Genomic DNA, 20,210 nt, shown 5'->3' with positions numbered 1-20,210 from the left:
TTACTGAATAAAATACGCCAAAAAGCGCTTAAAACGATCAGGAAAATCGGTTGTTCCTGACCAATCAGGACCTAGCATACCATTGCTACTTCCCATCTGTCAATTTTCATGAAATAATACTGAAAAAATTTTTGATGTTCGAGGGAAATCTTTTGACCATTACTGACCAATATTGTATAATAGAAGAGTAGAAAAAAGGATACTGCTTGCAGCGTACTTTTTTTCTGACTACCATTTTGGGAGGGAAAAGTATGAACCCAGAAAAAATGACGACTACATTACAAAGTGCTATCGCTGAAGCCCAGCAGATTGCCATGACCCGTCACCATCAAGAAATTGATATTCCGCATTTATGGAAGATTTTATTGCAAGCCAATCAATTCGGCCGCAATTTTTATACGGACACAGGGCTCGATGTCGATGCTTTTGAAAAAGAAGTCGACCGATTATTAGATGAACTGCCTTCCGTTGAAGGAGGAAATGTTCGTTATGGTCAATCCATGAGTCAAAATCTGTTTCATCTTTTGTCTGAGGCAGATCAATTAAAAAATGAATTTCAAGACGAGTATCTTTCCACAGAAATCGTCCTTTATGCGTTGATGAAATTGAAAAATCATCCCTTGACGGTGTATTTAAAGAAACAAGGAATCACCGCAAAAGAAATCAAGCAAACGATCGAAACATTAAGAGGAGGGGATCGTGTGACCTCACAAAATCAAGAAGAACAATACAAAGCATTAGAAAAATACGGCGTTGACTTGGTCCAACAAGTCCGCAGCGGAAAAATGGACCCCATTATCGGTCGAGACGAAGAAATTCGCGATGTGATTCGCATCCTTTCTCGGAAAACCAAAAACAATCCCGTTTTGATTGGTGAACCGGGGGTTGGTAAAACAGCCATCGTTGAAGGATTGGCTCAACGGATCGTGCGAAAAGACGTCCCAGAAAACCTAAAAGACAAAACGATCTTTTCTCTGGATATGGGTGCCTTGATCGCAGGTGCTAAATTCCGAGGTGAATTTGAAGAGCGTTTGAAAGCCGTCTTACAAGAAGTGAAAAAAGCCGATGGCCGGATCATTCTCTTTATTGATGAGATCCACAATATTGTAGGTGCTGGTAAGACGGAAGGCAGCATGGATGCTGGAAACTTACTGAAACCAATGCTGGCACGGGGAGAATTGCATACGATTGGCGCAACCACCCTTGATGAATACCGTCAATACATGGAAAAGGACAAAGCCTTGGAACGTCGTTTCCAAAAAGTGCTGGTACAGGAACCAACCGTTCAAGATACGATTTCGATTTTACGTGGCTTGAAAGAACGGTTCGAGATCCATCATGGCGTCAACATCCATGACAACGCGCTTGTTGCTGCGGCGACCTTATCTGATCGGTATATCACGGACCGCTTTTTACCAGACAAAGCCATTGACTTGATCGATGAGGCGAGTGCCACAATTCGGGTGGAAATGAATTCAATGCCTACTGAGCTCGACCAAGTTACCCGTCGTTTGATGCAACTGGAGATCGAAGAAGCCGCATTGAAAAAGGAATCCGATGATGCATCGAAAAAACGCTTAGGCATTTTACAAGAAGAATTGGCGGAATTGCGTGAAGAAGTCAATACCATGAAAATGCAGTGGGAAACGGAAAAAGAAGAAGTCAATGCAGTTTCCAACAAACGGGCAGAGATCGATAAAGCCAAGCATGAGTTGGAAGATGCTGAAAATAACTATGATTTGGAACGGGCCGCTGTTCTTCGCCATGGGACGATTCCCCAACTGGAAAAAGAACTAGCTGAACTAGAAGAAAAAAACCAAGTCGAAGGCATTCGGATGGTCCAAGAGTCAGTGACCGAAAATGAGATCGCCTTAGTCGTGGGACGTTTGACAGGAATCCCTGTTGCGAAATTAGTGGAAGGCGAACGAGAAAAACTGTTGAAATTAAATGAGACCTTGCATCAACGAGTGATCGGACAAGACGAAGCAGTCGATGCTGTCAGTGATGCAGTTATTCGTTCACGAGCTGGCCTGCAAGATCCAAATCGACCATTAGGTTCCTTCTTGTTCTTAGGTCCGACCGGCGTCGGTAAGACCGAATTAGCGAAAGCGTTGGCGGTCAACCTCTTTGATTCAGAAGAGCATATGGTTCGGATCGATATGAGCGAATACATGGAGAAACATTCAGTGTCTCGTTTAGTTGGTGCCCCTCCAGGCTATGTAGGGTTTGAAGAAGGTGGGCAATTGACTGAAGCTGTCCGCCGCAATCCTTACACGATCGTTTTGTTAGATGAAATCGAAAAAGCCCATCCTGATGTCTTTAATATCTTGTTACAAGTGCTTGATGATGGCCGTTTGACAGATTCAAAAGGGCGAGTCGTTGATTTCAAAAATACAGTCTTGATCATGACTAGCAATATCGGCTCTCAAGTCTTGCTAGATGGCGTGACCGCAGAAGGGACGATCCCAGAAAACGTTGCTGAAAATGTCCGTAATCTCTTGAGAGGGCATTTCAAACCAGAATTCTTAAATCGGATCGATGATACGATTTTATTCACACCGCTTAGTCTAAACGATGTGACAGGCATCGTCGACAAGATCATCGCACAGCTTTCACAACGACTGGAAGTCCAAGATATACTGTTGACGATCACTGAAGAAGCCAAACGCTGGATCGCTGAAAATGCTTATGAGCCAGCGTATGGTGCGCGTCCTCTCCGTCGGTTTATCACGAGAGAAGTCGAAACCCCATTGGCAAAAGAAATCGTTGCCGGCAGAGTCTTACCAAAGACCCAAGTCACGATTGAATTATTGAACGATCAACTGGTTTTTGAAAATACGCCAATTACCGAAGAATAAAAAGATAAAAAATGGATAAATGCAAAACGATGGTTGCCGTTTCATTGGCAGCCATCGTTTTTTTGTCGCTCAACATAAGACAAAAAAGTTCCCCTTGCTTGTTGTTTGGAGGAAATTCGCACTTCGATTATACTGTTCTTATGGAGTAGGAGAGGAATGAAAAGATGAATACTTTTTTTGAAACGTTGAATGAGCGAAAAGGGGAATTGCTGACAGCTGTCTTTGAGCATTTGTCATTGTCGATCATTGCGCTGCTGGTCGCGATCGTTATTGCTGTCCCGTTAGCCATTTGGCTGGTTAATCATAAACGGGCAGCGGAAGTCGGCCTACAAATAACGAGTGTGTTACAAACGATTCCATCACTGGCACTGTTAGGTTTATTGATTCCATTCGTGGGGATCGGAACGCCACCTGCGTTGATCGCACTAGTTATTTATGCGTTATTGCCGATCTTTCAAAATACCTATATTGGCCTTTCGGAGATCGATCCATCAATCGAAGAAGCTGCGGCGGCATTTGGTATGTCTCGGATGCGCCGATTGATCAAAGTCGAGTTGCCGATTGCCTTGCCTGTCATAATTTCGGGGATTCGCACGGCGCTGGTCTTGATCATCGGAACAGCAACTTTAGCCGCTCTGATTGGCGCTGGTGGGCTAGGTTCCTTTATTTTGTTGGGGATCGATCGGAATGCCCCTGAATTAACGCTGATCGGTGCGATCGGGTCTGCTTTACTGGCTATTATTTTCAGTACGTTGATCCGATATCTACAACACCTGAAACCGCGCTATACCTTGATTACGCTGGCAGCCATCATCTTGCTGATTGGCGGCGTTTCTTTTTCACAGAGCGGATTTTTCGCGCCGAAAACCATCACTATCGCAGGGAAACTAGGGTCCGAACCTGATATCTTGATCAACATGTACAAAGAATTGATTGAACAAGAAGACCCTGATGCCCAAGTTGAACTAGAGCCAAATTTCGGAAAGACCTCATTCTTATTCAGTGCATTAGACAATGGCCAAGTTGATATTTATCCGGAGTTTACCGGTACCGTGTTGGAGAGCTTAGTTGAGGTACCAGAAGAGCTTGCGAGTCAAAACCTTGACTCCGACGAAACCTATACGGAAGCAGTTAATCTATTGAAGGATCAGTTTGAGATGACCTTGCTTAAGCCGATGGCGTATCAAAATACCTATGCGTTGGCTGTGAAAAAAGAATTTGCTGAGGAAAATGCACTAACCACGATCTCTGATTTGAAGAAAATCGAAAATCAAATCAAAGCCGGCTTCACCCTCGAATTCATTGATCGGACGGACGGTTATGCGGGCATCCAAGAACGCTATGGGCTAGATTTTCCAAGTGTCCAAAGTATGGAACCAGCATTGCGTTATCAAGCCATCAATAATGGCGATATCAATCTACTGGATGCCTATTCCACGGACAGTGAATTGCGTCAATATGGCTTAGTTATTCTAGAAGACGATCAAGAACTATTTCCACCTTATCAAGGAGCGCCTTTGATGAAAGAAGCCTTTGCCAAGGAACATCCAGAAGTCGTCCGTGCATTGGAAAAGTTGGCAGGGAAAATCACTGAAGAACAAATGAGTGAAATGAATTATCAGGTCAATGTCGAAGGAAAAAATCCAGCAGAAGTCGCGCGTACCTTCCTGATAGACGAAGGATTAATTGAGGAGGGACAAGAATGACACCAATTATTGAATTTAAAAACGTCAGTAAAAAGTTTGATCAAAAACTAGTGATCGATCAGTTAGATCTGAGCATCAATAAAGGGGAAATCTTTGTTTTGGTCGGTCCTTCTGGGAGTGGGAAAACGACGACTTTGAAGATGATCAACGCGTTGTCAGAACCGACAGATGGTGATATTTACTTCAAAGAAAAACGGATCAAAGAATACAATATTCAAAAAATGCGTTGGCAAATGGGGTATGTTCTCCAACAAATCGCTCTGTTTCCGACGATGGATGTCAAACAAAACATCGAAGTGATCCCAGAGATGTTAGGGTGGTCAAAAAAAGATCGCTCAGAAGCCGTGGATCGTTTGCTGACACAGGTCAAACTTGACCCAGAGCAATACCGCCATCGAATGCCTAAAGAGTTGTCAGGAGGAGAACAGCAACGGATCGGTATCTTAAGAGCGTTAGCTGCTAACCCAGAAATTATTCTGATGGACGAACCCTTTAGTGCTCTTGATCCAATTTCTCGTAATTCCTTGCAGGAGTTAGTCCTTGATCTGCACCAAGAACTTGGGACGACGATTATTTTTGTCACGCATAACATGAAAGAAGCGGTAAAATTAGGTACACGCATTGCTGTCATGAATCAAGGGAAGATCGTCCAATGTGATACACCGGAAGTGATTGTCTCGCAACCGAAAACTGCTTTTGTGAAAAGCTTTTTTGAAGAGACCGGTGAAGACGAAGCAAAACTGGTCACAGCAGGGGATTTGATGCGGATGAACTTTTTCAGCGATGAAGTCAACCCTGGGGCTCCTCAAATCGCTGCATCTACTACTTTAAATGAGTTGTATACCTTATTTACAACTCATGACACGGTAGTGATTGAAGAAGAGCAGAAACTGGTAGGAAGTCTAAGTCGAAAAGATGTGTTTGCATTCTTGAGTCGTGATCGAACGTAAAAGGTTCTTTATGGCCACTAGAATTGTCATATTTTTTTAAAAATCGATGATTTCTCTTGCTCAATGTAAAAATTCCACGTAAGATTGAGGAAGATATCTTTTGTCAGAATGCCAGAAACGAGCTTTGATAATGACAAAAGATGCAGTAAAGGAGCGAAAGAGCAGCTATGGTAAAAATCCTAAAAGAGAATTGGTTACTGCTTTTCTTTATCGTCGCCGTGGTTCTCATCCGTCTGTTTGTCCTGACGCCTGTTCAAGTCAGTGGCCATTCTATGGACCCGACTTTGGCCGATAAACAGCGGCTGATTGCATCAAAAATTTCTTCATATGACCGGCAAGACATCGTGATCTGCGTTGAACCAGATGATCCAAGCAAAATCGCTGTCAAGCGGCTGATTGGTTTACCCGGTGATACTATCGAAATGAAAGATGATGTCTTAACGATCAATGGAGAAGTATACGAAGAACCCTATTTAGATGATTTTAAAGAAAAATTTGCGGACGATCAATTACAAGATGAATATTCTTATCGCGAAATGTTTCAGCAAATCGCCGCTGGTGCCGAACACTTTACCGATGATTTCACGGTAACGGTTCCTGAAGGCAGCTATTTTGTGATGGGAGACAATCGTTTGATCTCTCGGGACAGTCGCAGTTTCGGGGTTGTAACAGAAGATCAAATGGAAGGGAAAGTGCTGCTGCGCTTTTGGCCATTGAATCAAATCAAACTTTTCTAACCAAAAAAAACATTCTTACCAATGCAGCGAAAACGCCGCAACTGGTAAGAATGTTTTTTAGATCACCCAAGCGACAAAGGCAACCATTGAGAAGAACATTGTCCAAACCGCAATAATAGCTGATGCAATAAAAATAATTTTGATTGATAAAGGTTGGACAAATTTCCGGGCATCTTTAGAGAACGCATAGGTGATCGATGAAAAAATCAAGCAGCATAAAATAAAAAACACTGTTAGGACCATAAGCCTCTCCTTTACTGACGCAATGTCAAATGAATAATGTAATTATAACAGACCAAGGTTTTTTGGGGAAATAAAAATGATTAAACGAGGGAATTTTTTTAGATTGTAAACGTTTTATTAGTTTCTACACACGATAGGAACCCTTGGTATACAGTGAATCAGCAAAAACAAGAGCTACCATTTAAGTATTTTTATAAATTTTTCTTTATCAATAAAAGAACAACAGAAAAAAGCTGGTTGAAAAACGATGCTTTTCAACCGGCTTTTAAAGGTAGACTATGATAATTTCCGAATCCGATAACTTTCAAAGTAATCAGGTTTGCCTCGTCCTTGTACGTAAGCGAACACGCCCATTAGAGCAGCACCAATCGTGTTGGTCAGTAAATCGCCCATCGTATCCATCAATGCTTCACGGCCGATAAACGGTGTGCCATCTAAAGTTGCATAACGTTGGAGATTCATTCCACCAACGGAATCGCAGATGAATTCCCAAAACTCCCAGAAAACACCACATAAGCCAGCAAAAGCAAAGCCCATTAATAAAAATAACCATGGAGAAACTTTTGAAACGGGGACTTCTTTTAGTAAGAGACAGATCAATCCATAGCCAACAGCCGTCAAGACCATAGGACTCACCGCATGTAGAATTTTATCCCAGAAAGCAATGGTTTCAATCAAATGCAGAATTGTCCCCATAAATACAGAGATCAGCAAGAAAAACCAATAAAAGTAGACGGTGGCATTTGGTAGCTGGATTTTTAAGAACTTTTTACTCATTTCTGGGACGAAAATCAATAAAATCCCAAGCAATGCCTGAACTAAGAAAATCAATCCTTGTGTTTGCGGATAGACCCCACGGAAAAATTCCCACAAAGAAAAACAAAACACGAGAATACCAAAAATAGTGAATACCTTTTGCAGTCGCTGATAAGTTTGTCCCATTTAGTTGTCCTCCGAAAGATAGTCGGCTAAGCCAGCTAAAAGGGCTGCTTCAGAGGAATAAATCTCACCATTTAGTTTGATCAAACCCACCGTATAAAGATTGACATAGTGGAATTGGTTTTCCGCAACGGTTTGTAATGCTGCCAGCTTTTGCTGATTGTCGGCTCCTTGTTGGCGACTATCTGTATAAAGCCCTAAAACAGGAATGCCTTTTGCATAGGCGACACCGATCTCAGAGGCAACCCCAGCATCGATGGTCAAACCATCCAGTAATGCGATCATCAAATCACTTTCCAGTACTTTTTCGGTATCTGCCAAAGCGATCATTTTGCTATCCGCATAGGCGGATTTATCATTGATCGCGGCATTTTCTTGAGGTAAATAAATCTCCAGCTGCGGATACTGCTGGCGAATCGACGCAACAAGTTCGGCGTTGTAGCGCAGGTCACTAGCAGCAAACAGGGGAGCAGCAAAATATAGTTTCATTCAAAAACACTCCTTAATCATTCATAGTTGTCCGTTTTGTTGATTCGTTGTTTAGAAATAATCGCTGAAATAGGCTTCCATATCAGGGATGATCGATTCCAGTAATGCCAGTGTTTCTGAATCGGTATTTAGCCGTTCCACACGCTCTAAGTAAGCCGGACGGCGGTAATTCATCAACAGACACGACAATGTCTGAATATCCAGCTGGACCGCTTTTCCGATAGCTTCTCTTGAAACTACGATCTCTCCGTGATTGTATTGGACACCAAAGATTCCGTTGTTCCAATCGGCAACTGGGTCGGATACAACAAAGTGAAAGGGTGTTTGGAAGGCTTCAAACGGGAAATTTGTCAAAAACTGTTCAACATCGACGATCCGCGCCATGTAATAAGGCTCGATGGTTTCTTTGATTTGGCTATCATCCAAGTAGAAGGACAGGGGTTCATTTGAATAAATGTCTCCTTTGACCCAATAAACCATTGAGAAATGGGCAGAGATAAAATTCCATAGACCATTGCGGGCTTCTTGATTCAAGTAGAACATTTCCTTTACGTGGAAGACTTCTTCGGCTACCCAATAAAAAAGTACACCAGTCGGATGACCGCTGGCATTGTAATAGACAGCCGCGGTGCGCTCTTCTTCATTTTCATAGCGCCAATACTCCTCCCAGTGAAAAGAGGTCCGCTGCAAGGCACCATGGTTGTCGCGGGAGAATTGGTTGTAGACAGTAAAGACATCAGGGTCATCCACTTCTTTGCGCTCTACGATCCCAGAGACTTCTTTGGTTTTCGGAAGCTGGGTATCACGAATTTTGAAGGTCAGCTTGTCGGACATAATCTCCCAGCCTTTGCGACGATAGTAGGGCACATTGTATGGATAAAGGTAGGAGATCCATTGCTGATCTTCCCGCATGGTTTCTAAGGCAAGCTTGATCAGGTCTTTCATCAGGCCATGTCCGGCATACTCAGGGTAGGTCCCAACACCGGTCACTCCGCCCATTTTGATCAATTTGCCGTGTATATTGACTTCACAAGGATAAACGGCGATTTGCGAGATCAATTTGTCTTCATTGAACCAACCAAAGACCTTGGAAAGTTCTAAAATCGGGCGCTTAGATTTGATCATTTCCCGTTTGCTCTCATAGCCGCTTTCTTCAATATCCGATTCAGTGATCTGAAAAACGTAGCTTAACAGTTCATTGAACTGATCAACGTCTTTTTCATCCACCGCTCGAATATGTAGATTTTGATGAAAATTATTGTCCATTCTTTCAACTCCAATTTATTTGCTAGCTCTAGTATAGCAAAACCTGAATGAATATGTCTAAATAACGGTTAAGAAAAATACTTTAACTATTGGCGTTTCGTTGGTATAATAGAAAAGCTGACTAAAAGAAATGAGGAACGTATCCATGAACATAGAAGAAATGAAAAAACGACAGGAGAAGATTCGTAATTTCTCCATTATCGCCCATATCGACCATGGGAAATCAACATTGGCGGACCGTATTTTGGAACAAACCCATACAGTGACGTCACGGGAAATGCAAAACCAATTATTAGACTCCATGGATCTTGAACGTGAACGAGGAATCACGATCAAATTAAATGCCGTGGAACTTAACTATACCGCCAAAGACGGAGAAACCTACATCTTCCATTTGATCGACACTCCAGGGCACGTCGATTTCACCTATGAAGTGTCCCGCAGTTTGGCCGCTTGTGAAGGCGCCGTGCTCGTCGTTGATGCGGCTCAAGGGATCGAAGCACAGACATTGGCAAACGTCTACTTGGCGTTAGACAATGATTTAGAGATCCTACCAGTCATTAATAAAATAGACTTGCCAGCTGCCGATCCTGAGCGAGTACGAACAGAGATCGAAGATGTGATCGGTATCGATGCCAGTGAAGCTGTTTTAGCGAGTGCCAAAGCAGGTATTGGGATCGAAGACATTTTGGAACAAATCGTTGAGTATGTCCCAGCTCCAGCAGGTGATATTGAAGCACCGTTAAAAGCGTTGATCTTTGACTCCGTGTACGATTCCTATCGTGGGGTGGTCTTAAACGTCCGCATCATGGACGGGATGGTCAAACCAGGTGACAAGATCAAAATGATGAGTAATGGCAAGACCTTTGATGTCACAGAAGTCGGGGTCTTTTCACCCAAAGCCATTCAACGAGATGCGTTGATGGTGGGCGATGTTGGGTATATCACTGCTGCCATCAAGACCGTTAAAGATACCCAAGTCGGGGATACGGTGACTTTAGCCAACAATCCAGCAGAAGAAGCCTTAGCCGGTTATCGTCAAATGAATCCGATGGTTTATTGCGGATTGTACCCAATCGATACCTCACGTTACAACGACCTTCGAGAAGCATTGGAAAAATTACAATTGAATGATGCAGCATTGCAATTTGAACCAGAAACCTCTCAAGCATTAGGATTTGGGTTCCGTTGCGGCTTCTTAGGCCTATTACACATGGATGTCGTGCAAGAACGGCTAGAACGTGAATTTAACCTTGAGTTGATTACGACTGCACCATCCGTAATCTATCACGTCAACAAGACTGATGGCTCAATGGTCGTCGTTGATAATCCAGCAGAGTTTCCTGAACCAGTCACGATCGACAACGTGCAAGAGCCTTACGTCAAAGCACAAATCATGGTCCCTAACGATTACGTCGGTGCTGTAATGGAATTGTCCCAACGCAAACGGGGAGACTTTGTCACGATGGATTACTTGGATGATTATCGCGTAAACGTCGTTTATGAGATCCCATTATCGGAAATCGTCTTTGATTTCTTTGATAAATTGAAATCCAGCACCAAAGGATACGCATCACTCGATTACGAAATGTCTGGTTACCGCACTAGCAAGCTAGTGAAGATGGACATCTTGCTGAACACTGAAAAAGTCGATGCGTTAAGCTTTATCGTTCATCGCGACTTTGCCTATGAACGCGGCAAAGCCATCGTTGAAAAACTGAAAAAACTGATTCCACGACAACAGTTCGAAGTGCCGATCCAAGCAGCCATCGGACAAAAAATCGTTGCCCGTTCCGACATCAAAGCCTTGCGTAAGAACGTATTGGCGAAATGTTATGGCGGTGACGTTTCTCGGAAACGCAAACTTCTGGAGAAACAAAAAGAAGGGAAGAAGCGGATGAAACAAATCGGCTCCGTCGAAGTACCGCAAGAAGCCTTCATGGCAGTTCTGAAGATGGATGAGGATGAACCGAAGAAATAAGGCTTTAGATAGAAAACACTGTTTTAAAAGTCGTATTCACTTTACTTATTTCACTACTCGGATTGTCTGCAAACATTTACGAAAAACTTCTTATTCGGTTCTTAAACAGAAAGTTATCGAATAGAAAGATACAACTGATAGTAAAGTTATAACCAGTTAGGCAGCGTCCCTAACTGGTTTTTCTTTATTTGGAAGATCAAGAACAGATGGATGTAATCGAGTATTTAAGTGATGCATTGCTATTATGTATTATTTATTGGAAGTCGAGATAGGATTTTCCCCTAATTGAGAACCCTCCACTAGACCACCTTCGAATCGTTTTCGGCTAGAATGAACCTAGAAAATGATTGGAGGGATAAAATGATCGATAAAAACACCAATGCAATAGAAGTGAAAGATCTGGTCAAAACATATGGAGACAAACGTGCAGTAGACAATTTGAGTTTTGCTGTAGAGAAAGGAACGATATTTGGCTTGCTCGGTCATAATGGAGCAGGCAAATCAACGACGATCGATTGCCTTTTAGGTACGCAAAAATATGATTCTGCAGATATCACCTTGTTAGGCAAAGATCCAAGAAAAGAGCGAAAAAAGCTCTTTCAATATGTAGGGGTTCAGTTTCAAGAAGCAGCTTTTCAAAATCAGTTGAAGGTCAAAGAAATCTGTGAAATTACTCATTCCTTGTACGAAAAACCGATTGATTGGATGAGGACGTTGGATGAATTTGGTCTTTCAGCAAAAAAAAATTCGTTTTTAGCTACATTATCTGGCGGAGAAAAACAGAAGCTATGTATCCTATTAGCGATTATGGGGAATCCGGAGATCATCTTTTTAGACGAACTGACAACGGGTCTGGATCCTAAAGCAAGGAGAGAAGTTTGGCGATACTTGCTGATGCTTAAAGAAAAAGGTGTGACCATTTTCCTAACTTCACACTATATGGACGAAGTAGAAACTTTATGTGATCGAATTTTAGTCCTAAAAGAGGGCAAAGAAGTGGCAAGCGGTACAGTCGAAGAAATAGTATTGAAAAGCAAAAAAGACACACTTGAAGAAGCCTTTCTAACACTTATTGGGGAGGAATATTAAGATGAAGACATTTTGGTTACTTTATAAATCAGAAGCAAAACTGTCGATAAGAGAAATGTCCTCCATTATATTTGGCATTTTTGTTCCCCTTGGGATTGTTTGTCTTATGGGGGTTATGGATTCTAGTAATGATTCGCTGAATACAGCTTTTGTGTCAGTTTCGACTGTAGGGATTTGTTCAGCAGGTGTGATGGGGCTTCCTCTTGCATTATCTTCCTACCGTGAGCGAAAAATCTTGAAAAGATATCAGGTGACACCAATTAGTCCGATCCAATTACTTTTGGCTCATTTACTTTTTTGCTTTACGATCAGCATCGTGTCGATGTTGTTACTATTAGGCGTGCTAGTTGTTTTCTTTCAATTTTCTTACGTTGGCAACTGGCTGTACTTTATACCAGCGTATCTGTTAGTGATGATTTCCATTCATGCCATAGGTTTGATCGTTGCCAGCTTATCGCCTAGTGAGAAAGCAACAGGGGCGATAAATTCAGCAATTTTCTTTCCAATGTTTTTTTTATCAGGAGCGACAGTTCCTTATGAAATCATGCCGCAGGGATTGCAGAAAGTAGCGGATATTATGCCTTTGACGCAAGGCATCAAGTTATTAAAGACGGTTACGTTTCCAGAAGAAAATGGGCTGCTTTATATGGTTTTATTGTTAACAGCTATTTCCATTATTGGTATTTTTATTGCGGTGCGCTATTTTAGATGGGAATAGGGATAATCGGTTATAGCCAGTTGTTTATATGTGAAAAATAGTTTGGATAAACTTTGTGCGAAGGCATGATTTGTTCTACTAAAAATTGAATGGAGTCTGTCCGATGAGTAGCATAAGTATCTGAACAATAAGTTGAAAAACGAATAAAGTACGGTCTATTTTTATGCTAATAGAAAAAGTATTTGCAGAATTATCAAATTTTTATAGCTTAGACGATTGGTGAAACCTATCGTCTAAGACTGTAGGCAAGGTTGAATTTAGAAAGACAGTAAATGTGCACCTATAATTACGCAATAGTAATCATTTAGTTTTACTTCTTATTAGCAATTCCAAATTGCTAGTCATAAAGACCCATTGCCTAAATAAGAGGTAATAGCTGGATAACACTATTTAAGTAAATTCCACGTTTAAGAGTACTGAAAGTTTCACCATTCTCTACACATCTCATCATTGGGAATGTCTTTTTCCATGAGAATGAGCTAGAGATATTCTTTCAGTTAGAATAAAAACGACGATAAAAAAGGAGTTCAAGATGGACATACCAGTTTTGTTCGTCCTAAATAGAACTAGATGATGTATTTCATATGGTTAGTATTTAAACGAGCTATCATGTGGTATTTTAGTTCAACGATGATAGTATAGAAACGAAATAAAGATCTTTGACTATAGTCTAGGCCTTCTCCTACTATTTCGAGGATTAGACAATTAAGTCAGTTATCTTTAGTAAAAAAAGGAAAGAAATACTTTTGGAGGAAATTATGACTATTACAATTAGACATGAAGAAGAAAAAGACTATAAAATAGTGGAAGAAATCACACGAGAAGCATTTTGGAATTTATATTTCCCAGGAGCAGTCGAACATTTACTTGTTCACAACATTAGAAAACATCCTGACTTTATCCCCGAGTTGTCCTTCGTTATTGCATTAGACAATGAGATCATCGGCAGCATTTTTTATACAAAAGCGAAAGTGATCGATAAGCATGGCGGAGTACATCCAATTATAACCTTCGGACCAGTAAGCATTTCGCCAGAGTATCATCGGCAAGGGTTTGGTCGCATGCTGATTGAGCACTCACTTGCTGAAGCGAAAAGACTAGGCTTTAATGCCATTATTCTTGGCGGCTTTACGTATCATTACCATCCATATGGATTTGTAGGAACAAAGAAATATAATATATCAATGCCTGATGGTAAATTTTATACTGGCGTAATGGCATTGCCTCTATTTGAAGGTGCATTAGATGGCATAAGCGGCAGTGTTCATTTTTCAGAAGCGATGTATCCAGATGAATCCATCTTAAATGATTTTGACAAAACATTCCCACCAAAAGAAAAAAAAGTCCTACCGCATCAATCAGACTTTGAAAAAGCTGTCAGTGAAATTGATACGTATGATTACTAATTGAAAATGAGAGAATCACTTTAAAAGAAAATTAGACAAAGAACAATCAATCTATTTTAAAATTTCTAAACCCTACACTAAACCACCAATGTACCCTTTCTTGATAAGATCATTGAGAAAGGGGAATTTATCATGTTAAATACGAAAGAAAATGAGCATTTAAAAGAAGTTATAACAAAAATTGAGAAAAAAATAAAACAAATTGATGGAACTGTCAATGCTAATGAACAAGCTTATAAAGATATCAAAAAATATACAGTTGACTATAAAAATGAATTAGACAAATATGAAGTTTACAATCACCAGCAAAACTTAAGTTTTATTGATAAGCGTAACAACTTTGAAACGAATATCAGTAAAAAGTTAGCATATTTAAAAGGAGCACCTTACTTTTCAAAAATTAAGTTTCAGTTTGAGGATGACGAAGATGTAGAAAATTTTTACATTGGTAGGTACGGGTTTGCGGATGAATTTGGACAGCAGCTGATCTATGACTGGCGGGCACCGATTTCCTCATTATACTATGATTTTAGTTTAGGTTCTGCCTACTATGAGTCATTAGGGGAGAGATTTCATGGATACTTAAAAGGAAAGCGACAGTTTGAAATTGAAAATGGAGCGCTTAGAGTTGTTGTCGACACAGATGACACAGTAAACGATGAATTCTTGATGAATGAGCTGAGTAAAAACACTTCAAGTGAAATGAAGACCATTATCCACACGATTCAAAAAGAACAAAACGAAGTAATCAGAGATGTAAAAGCCAAGAACTTGATTATCCAAGGTGTTGCTGGTTCCGGAAAAACATCTATCGCACTCCATCGAATTGCTTATTTACTTTATCAAAAAAGAGAAGAACTACAGGCTTCAGATGTTTTGATTCTATCGCCTAATGATGTTTTCTCCAGTTACATTTCAACTGTTTTGCCTGAATTAGGAGAAGACGAGCTAAATCAGCTTGAAATCACCCAGCTTGTCCAACCAATGATCGAAGAAAAGTTAAAAGTAACTGATAAACAGGATGAAATAGATCAAATGATAGAAAAGCCAATGTCAAAAGAGGCAAAAACCTTTTTATATAAAAGATCTGAGAAATTCTTTTTGTCTTTGAAAAACCATATCCAACAGCTCAATAATAGATTATTTTCCGAAGATATTATCGTTGATCATCACTACACATTTTCAAAAAAAGAATTGGAAAAAGTAAATATTACTCTTTCAGAAAGTGCATTATTCGTTAGAACTAAGCAATTAGCACGGCAATTAAGTAAGATCGTGCCTGAAAATGACCAAAATCATATAAGCGAAGCAATAGAAAAAGAGTTGCTAAGCAGGTTGCAAATAACAACTAGCTTGAATGAGTACGTGAACTTCTTGACGTCAAAAAAGATTCCTTTTAATCAAAACAAAAATAAGATTGATTATGCAGATCTATTTCCATATCTCTATTTCAAAATGAACATTGAGGGAATCCTTCCCAACCGACAAATCAAACATATTGTTATTGACGAAATGCAGGATTATTCGCTGTTGCATTTTTATGTGTTGGATCGTTTGTTTCCTTGCCAAAAAACAATTTGTGGAGATGTCAATCAAGATTTACTGACATCGGAAATGAATTTTTTGGAGCGGCTACAAACCGTTGTTTCAAACAACCGTGTAGTCACATTCAATACCAGTTATCGGTCCAGCTATGAAATAATTAAATTTGCTAAACAATTTACGGCAAATAATGCACTTACTCCGATTGAACGTCATAATAAAGAAGTTGAGTTGAACTATATTGATCACCAACAGGAAAAACAAGAAAAGCTGACAAAAATAATAGAAAGATTTGAATCGTCAGCTCATAAAACCTGCGGCATCATTTGCCAAACTTGGGATGAAGTTGCTAAAATCGAAAAAAGCCTATCTTCTTATGAGGTCACTCGATTTGGAAAGCAGTCTACAGCCATGACGGAAGGAATCATTGTCACGACGCCACAATATGCTAAAGGCTTGGAGTTCGACCAAGTTATCCTGACTGATATTAGGAAGGAACAATTATCATCAAAAAGCAATCTCTTGTATACAAGCTGTTCCAGAGCACTTCATGAATTAACGCTTTTTATTTTGAACGATGGGGGAGAAACGGATGGAAACATATAAAACGTCTGAGGTAGCAAAACTAGTGGGTTTTCATCCTAACACGATTCGACGCTATGAGGAATGGGAACTGATTCCTAAGCCTCAAAGAGCGAAAAATGGCTATAGAATTTACAATGAATATCATGTTGAATTGATAAGAACAGCAAAAGTTGCTTTTCAGGTCGAGGTGCTCCAATCTGGTTTAAGAGCAATGATGAGAGAGCTGATCAAAGCCTTGGCAAAATATGAATTTGCTTCAGCCACAGCATTGCTCCATGATTATGGATTGGCTATTGATCAAGAAATCGATGAGGCGAATGAAGCGATTCATATCGTTGAAGATATGATCAAAGGAACGACTGAAGAGGAAGACATTTCTTTAAAGCGGAGTGAAGCAGCTGAATACTTAGGCGTAACAACTGATGCGTTAAGAAACTGGGAGCTGAACGGCTTGTTATCGCTAAAGCGAAGTGAAAATGGGTATCGCATTTATGCAGCAGACGATCTAAAGCGATTAAAAATCATTCGTATATTACGCGCAGCAAAATATTCATTAGAAGCCATTTTGCGCTTACTTCATTCGATCGATCATCAAGAAGAGCATGATGTAAGAGCTATTTTGAATAATCCTGAACCGTCAGAGGATATCATTTCTGTCTGTGATATGCTGATCCTCTCTTTAGAGAAGGCTAAAATGAATACAGCCGAATTAGCCAAATGTATCAATAATTTGAAAAAAGTTGCTGCAAAACGCTTTGTTTAAAATGACAAAGGAAATCTGTTTAAAAGGAGGAATTTCATTGAAAAAAGCCACTTGCTTATGCGGAAAAGTTTCTATCATTGTCAAAGATTTTCATTCGGAGATTAGTGCTTGTCATTGTTCCATGTGTCGAAAATGGGGGTCCGGACCATTTCTTTCTGTTTCAGCAGGAAGCGGTGAAGACATCACCATCACTTCTGAGGAATCAGTTACAAGATACAAATCCTCTGATTGGGCAGAGAGAGGATTCTGCAGAAATTGTGGATCCAATCTATTTTACTATCTTATTCCTACAGATTCTTATGACATTCCCATTGATTTGTTTACTGATGAAAGTGAATCCTGCTTAAAATTAGAAATATACTACGATCAGAAGCCTCATTATTATGATTTCGCCAACGATACCGATAAAAAAACAGAAGATGAAATTATGCTGGAGATACAAGAAAAATTTTTTGATTGAATGATCAGTATGTTGATAAATTAATGAAAAACACCGGCAAAAAAATAAAGATATTTATTTGAATTAGCAAGAAATAGAACCCATTTAGGTTTCCAATCGCTCACTCTTTCCTGAAATAAAAAAGAAGCAAGACACTCTTTCTACGAAGTTGGGAAAATTTGACCAAAAGAAAAGTGGACTTCAAAAAAATAATTTTTCAAAAAGAGACTGAAGAGGCTTTTTTGAAAGGAGGAATCAGTGGTGATAAAAGACCAGCACCGATCGATTATTATAGAATTTCCACTTAGAGGGGAATGGCAAGCACCTACTACACCAGTAAAGAAAATCCCTAGTCACGGTACTAATCGTATGGGATTAAGATTTGCATTTGATTTTGTGCAAGTTGATTGGGAAAAGGAAAGAAAGCCGTTTTACAATACTAGTTTTACTAGGTATTTTTTCTTTGGAGTACCGTTAGATAAATGCTATGGTTGGGGGAAACCGATTTTTGCGCCTTGTGATGGTGAGATCGTAACGATTAGAGATGGTATTCCAGAACGTGCTGTTGTGCATTGGATAGTGGATTCGGCAATTGCTATAAAAAATGCTAACTCATTTAACGAGTATAATGACGACTTCAGTCAAATTGCCGGGAATTATCTGGTTTTAAAATGCCAAAATAATATCTATATGGCATTTGCACATTTACAAACGAATTCGATAAAAGGAGTAGTTGGTGATCGGATAAAAAAAGGAGAGAAACTAGGAAATGTTGGACATTCAGGTAACTCTACGTCCCCCCATTTACATTTTCAATTGATGGATAGCGCGGATATTGCTCAGTCGAATGGTTTGCCCTTTTTATTTGAAGAATATGAAGTCTATCGAAAGGGTGTTTGGGAATCAGTTTATAATCAGATACCAGCACATACAGATCGAATTCGCTTTTATAAAAAATGATTTCCTTAGAACATAAACGTTTTTTTAATAATCAATGATTACTACTCTAGTCTTTACTTAGTTTAAGAGTATAGTAATATAGCTAAACATCTCTTAGATTGACTATTTAATAAATCAATTAATATGCAGGATCCATTCATAACCGTTTTAAGATGGAAAATGACGAACCATAAAAACTTTCTCTTTTGACGCATGGCATCTAGTGGCATAGAAGAAGAGTACCTTCAAAATAGGGGGGGTTCGAACAAAAGATAGCTAATGAAACTTCAAACGGTTGATTGTGATACTGTTCCGTTCTATGAAAGCTTGGCGATTGATAGATTTCTGATTTTAGACAGAATAGGACGATTTCGATAGACTAAAGATAGGAGAGGATTTGCGCATGAAGGCGTTGTATTTTAATGAATTCGGTGATTCAACTGTTTTAACATATGGGGATTTGCCTGATCCCGTCATTCAAGAAAATGAGCTATTGATAGAAATGATGTATATTGGTTTGAATTATGCAGATATTTATCGAAGAAAGGGCAGCTATCATATTGAATCCCGAGACCCTCTAATTAATGGCTATGAAGGTGTAGGGAAGATTATTCAAAAAGGAAGATCAGTCTCTAAGTTTCAGCTAGGGGAAACGATTCTTTTTGTGGACGTTCCTTTTGCTAATGCAGAATTGGTGGCTGTTCCTGAGGAAAATGCCATCCGTATTCCATCTAGTATACCACCTGAATTAGCAGCCAGTATTGGCCTGCAAGGGTTGACAGCTGATTTTTTAGCTCATGATCTTGGCAATAATGTGAATAATAGTAAGGTCTTCGTCCATGGGATAAGTGGTGGCGTCGGACAAATTTTATCGCAACTCTTAACCGCAGATGGCCTAGAAGTCTTCGGCGTCACTTCTTCGGAAGAAAAGCGACAACTGGCTTTAGACCAAGGAGCAAAACAAGTCTTTTTAAGAAACACAGAATGGCAAGAAACCTATACTTCTTTCTTTGATACCGTTTATGATGGCATTGGACATACATTAGCCGAAAGTGTCGACTTGCTCAAAAATAGAGGGAAGGTTATCTTTTTTGGCATGGCAGGCGGAAATCCGCCAGCGATCGACTTTATTCCCTTGTTATCAAAATCAAAAAGTATTTTGACCGGGGATCTCTGGGATTACTTAACAAGTTATCAAGAGCGGGAGAGAAGAAGCACCCGACTATTCACTTACTTTAGCAAGAATCAAATTAAAATCAGTCAACCAACCATTTTTTCATTAGCTGACGGAAAAGCTGCCCATGATTATTTAGAATCTGGAAAAAGTGTCGGGAAAATTTTGCTGCAACCATAAGAAAGTAAAAAAGCTAAATGACTTTATCATAAAAGATACACCGAATGTTTGCTAATTCACTAAATCATCTTTTTATATAATCGATACTTCTCTTAGGATAAATCTTTAAGGATAAAAATAAATGTAAAATGAATAGAATATTGCAAGAATCTAATGTTTTCTATTTCTTCAGTGAGAATAAGATAAAACTTTGTGATAAACAGTAC

The 20,210-nt window shown here is 39.8% G+C and carries 17 protein-coding genes; 13 read left to right on the top strand and 4 right to left on the bottom strand.

The genetic code is table 11. From position 1 onward, the window contains the following. The first annotated feature begins 251 nt into the window (after nucleotides 1-251). From clpB to lepB, 4 genes are all read left to right on the top strand, one after another. Complete coding sequence (clpB, locus tag IGI84_RS08350) at nucleotides 252-2,858, top strand: ATP-dependent chaperone ClpB (protein WP_081118566.1); 2,607 nt, start codon at nucleotides 252-254, stop codon at nucleotides 2,856-2,858. Between the two features lie 164 nt (nucleotides 2,859-3,022). After that, complete coding sequence (locus IGI84_RS08345) at nucleotides 3,023-4,564, top strand: ABC transporter permease/substrate-binding protein (RefSeq protein ID WP_223079760.1); 1,542 nt, start codon at nucleotides 3,023-3,025, stop codon at nucleotides 4,562-4,564. Beyond that, a complete protein-coding gene (locus tag IGI84_RS08340) occupies nucleotides 4,561-5,514 on the top strand; it encodes an ABC transporter ATP-binding protein (protein ID WP_216681754.1) in 954 nt (317 codons plus the stop codon). The genes IGI84_RS08345 and IGI84_RS08340 overlap by 4 nt, the downstream gene beginning before the upstream one ends. A 167-nt stretch (nucleotides 5,515-5,681) precedes the next feature. Continuing rightward, nucleotides 5,682-6,251: a signal peptidase I gene (gene lepB, locus IGI84_RS08335; RefSeq protein ID WP_008380056.1), complete on the top strand. Its 570-nt coding sequence runs from the start codon at nucleotides 5,682-5,684 to the stop codon at nucleotides 6,249-6,251. Between the two features lie 57 nt (nucleotides 6,252-6,308). Here the strand turns inward: lepB and IGI84_RS08330 are convergent, their stop codons facing one another. The 4 genes from IGI84_RS08330 to IGI84_RS08315 form a co-directional block, all read right to left on the bottom strand. After that, a complete protein-coding gene (locus tag IGI84_RS08330) occupies nucleotides 6,309-6,494 on the bottom strand; it encodes a hypothetical protein (RefSeq protein WP_005226019.1) in 186 nt (61 codons plus the stop codon). Between the two features lie 276 nt (nucleotides 6,495-6,770). Beyond that, nucleotides 6,771-7,436 (bottom strand): hypothetical protein, encoded by a 666-nt coding sequence (locus tag IGI84_RS08325; protein WP_086292337.1) that lies wholly within the window; start codon nucleotides 7,434-7,436, stop codon nucleotides 6,771-6,773. Continuing rightward, on the bottom strand, nucleotides 7,437-7,922 hold the full coding sequence (locus IGI84_RS08320) for a nucleoside 2-deoxyribosyltransferase (RefSeq protein ID WP_010748216.1): 486 nt from the start codon (nucleotides 7,920-7,922) through the stop codon (nucleotides 7,437-7,439). A gap of 51 nt (nucleotides 7,923-7,973) precedes the next feature. Beyond that, a complete protein-coding gene (locus tag IGI84_RS08315) occupies nucleotides 7,974-9,188 on the bottom strand; it encodes a GNAT family N-acetyltransferase (RefSeq protein WP_430600184.1) in 1,215 nt (404 codons plus the stop codon). Nucleotides 9,189-9,333: 145 nt separating this feature from the next. Between IGI84_RS08315 and lepA the strand changes: the two genes are divergently transcribed. The 9 genes from lepA to IGI84_RS08270 all read left to right on the top strand — a co-directional run bounded on the left by lepA (nucleotide 9,334) and on the right by IGI84_RS08270 (nucleotide 20,004). Continuing rightward, the gene (gene lepA, locus IGI84_RS08310; protein ID WP_074535928.1) at nucleotides 9,334-11,169 is read left to right on the top strand and encodes a translation elongation factor 4; all 1,836 of its coding nucleotides are present in this window, start codon (nucleotides 9,334-9,336) and stop codon (nucleotides 11,167-11,169) included. Nucleotides 11,170-11,529: 360 nt separating this feature from the next. Further along, nucleotides 11,530-12,258, top strand: coding sequence for an ABC transporter ATP-binding protein (locus IGI84_RS08305; RefSeq protein WP_216691368.1), 729 nt, complete (start codon nucleotides 11,530-11,532; stop codon nucleotides 12,256-12,258). Between the two features lies 1 nt (nucleotide 12,259). After that, entirely contained in the window at nucleotides 12,260-12,976 is a 717-nt protein-coding gene (locus IGI84_RS08300; RefSeq protein WP_140965653.1) for an ABC transporter permease, read from the top strand. Nucleotides 12,977-13,734: 758 nt separating this feature from the next. Continuing rightward, on the top strand, nucleotides 13,735-14,382 hold the full coding sequence (locus IGI84_RS08295) for a GNAT family N-acetyltransferase (protein ID WP_195265095.1): 648 nt from the start codon (nucleotides 13,735-13,737) through the stop codon (nucleotides 14,380-14,382). Nucleotides 14,383-14,514: 132 nt separating this feature from the next. Next, nucleotides 14,515-16,530 carry a HelD family protein gene (locus IGI84_RS08290; protein WP_216681752.1) on the top strand — a complete coding sequence of 672 codons (2,016 nt, stop codon included), beginning with the start codon at nucleotides 14,515-14,517 and terminating at the stop codon, nucleotides 16,528-16,530. Beyond that, complete coding sequence (locus IGI84_RS08285; protein ID WP_086292342.1) at nucleotides 16,517-17,272, top strand: MerR family transcriptional regulator; 756 nt, start codon at nucleotides 16,517-16,519, stop codon at nucleotides 17,270-17,272. The genes IGI84_RS08290 and IGI84_RS08285 overlap by 14 nt, the downstream gene beginning before the upstream one ends. Nucleotides 17,273-17,309: 37 nt before the next feature. After that, nucleotides 17,310-17,732 (top strand): GFA family protein, encoded by a 423-nt coding sequence (locus IGI84_RS08280; RefSeq protein ID WP_185932359.1) that lies wholly within the window; start codon nucleotides 17,310-17,312, stop codon nucleotides 17,730-17,732. A gap of 240 nt (nucleotides 17,733-17,972) precedes the next feature. Then, nucleotides 17,973-18,671, top strand: coding sequence for a M23 family metallopeptidase (locus tag IGI84_RS08275; protein WP_411415369.1), 699 nt, complete (start codon nucleotides 17,973-17,975; stop codon nucleotides 18,669-18,671). Nucleotides 18,672-19,053: 382 nt separating this feature from the next. After that, nucleotides 19,054-20,004 carry a zinc-binding dehydrogenase gene (locus tag IGI84_RS08270; RefSeq protein ID WP_216681751.1) on the top strand — a complete coding sequence of 317 codons (951 nt, stop codon included), beginning with the start codon at nucleotides 19,054-19,056 and terminating at the stop codon, nucleotides 20,002-20,004. Nucleotides 20,005-20,210: the final 206 nt, after the last annotated feature.

It is taken from the genome of Enterococcus sp. DIV0008, from assembly GCF_050542615.1.
GTDB classification, from domain to species: domain Bacteria; phylum Bacillota; class Bacilli; order Lactobacillales; family Enterococcaceae; genus Enterococcus_D; species Enterococcus_D innesii.
This window is presented reverse-complemented; position numbering and strand designations above follow the sequence as displayed.

Bases quoted from the DNA above. Each gene is read 5' to 3' on its own strand.
- clpB (WP_081118566.1), top strand. From the start codon at position 252: ATGAACCCAGAAAAAATGACGACTACATTACAAAGTGCTATCGCTGAA.
- IGI84_RS08345 (WP_223079760.1), top strand. From the start codon at position 3,023: ATGAATACTTTTTTTGAAACGTTGAATGAGCGAAAAGGGGAATTGCTG.
- IGI84_RS08340 (WP_216681754.1), top strand. From the start codon at position 4,561: ATGACACCAATTATTGAATTTAAAAACGTCAGTAAAAAGTTTGATCAA.
- lepB (WP_008380056.1), top strand. From the start codon at position 5,682: ATGGTAAAAATCCTAAAAGAGAATTGGTTACTGCTTTTCTTTATCGTC.
- IGI84_RS08330 (WP_005226019.1), bottom strand. From the start codon at position 6,494: ATGGTCCTAACAGTGTTTTTTATTTTATGCTGCTTGATTTTTTCATCG.
- IGI84_RS08325 (WP_086292337.1), bottom strand. From the start codon at position 7,436: ATGGGACAAACTTATCAGCGACTGCAAAAGGTATTCACTATTTTTGGT.
- IGI84_RS08320 (WP_010748216.1), bottom strand. From the start codon at position 7,922: ATGAAACTATATTTTGCTGCTCCCCTGTTTGCTGCTAGTGACCTGCGC.
- IGI84_RS08315 (WP_430600184.1), bottom strand. From the start codon at position 9,188: ATGGACAATAATTTTCATCAAAATCTACATATTCGAGCGGTGGATGAA.
- lepA (WP_074535928.1), top strand. From the start codon at position 9,334: ATGAACATAGAAGAAATGAAAAAACGACAGGAGAAGATTCGTAATTTC.
- IGI84_RS08305 (WP_216691368.1), top strand. From the start codon at position 11,530: ATGATCGATAAAAACACCAATGCAATAGAAGTGAAAGATCTGGTCAAA.
- IGI84_RS08300 (WP_140965653.1), top strand. From the start codon at position 12,260: ATGAAGACATTTTGGTTACTTTATAAATCAGAAGCAAAACTGTCGATA.
- IGI84_RS08295 (WP_195265095.1), top strand. From the start codon at position 13,735: ATGACTATTACAATTAGACATGAAGAAGAAAAAGACTATAAAATAGTG.
- IGI84_RS08290 (WP_216681752.1), top strand. From the start codon at position 14,515: ATGTTAAATACGAAAGAAAATGAGCATTTAAAAGAAGTTATAACAAAA.
- IGI84_RS08285 (WP_086292342.1), top strand. From the start codon at position 16,517: ATGGAAACATATAAAACGTCTGAGGTAGCAAAACTAGTGGGTTTTCAT.
- IGI84_RS08270 (WP_216681751.1), top strand. From the start codon at position 19,054: ATGAAGGCGTTGTATTTTAATGAATTCGGTGATTCAACTGTTTTAACA.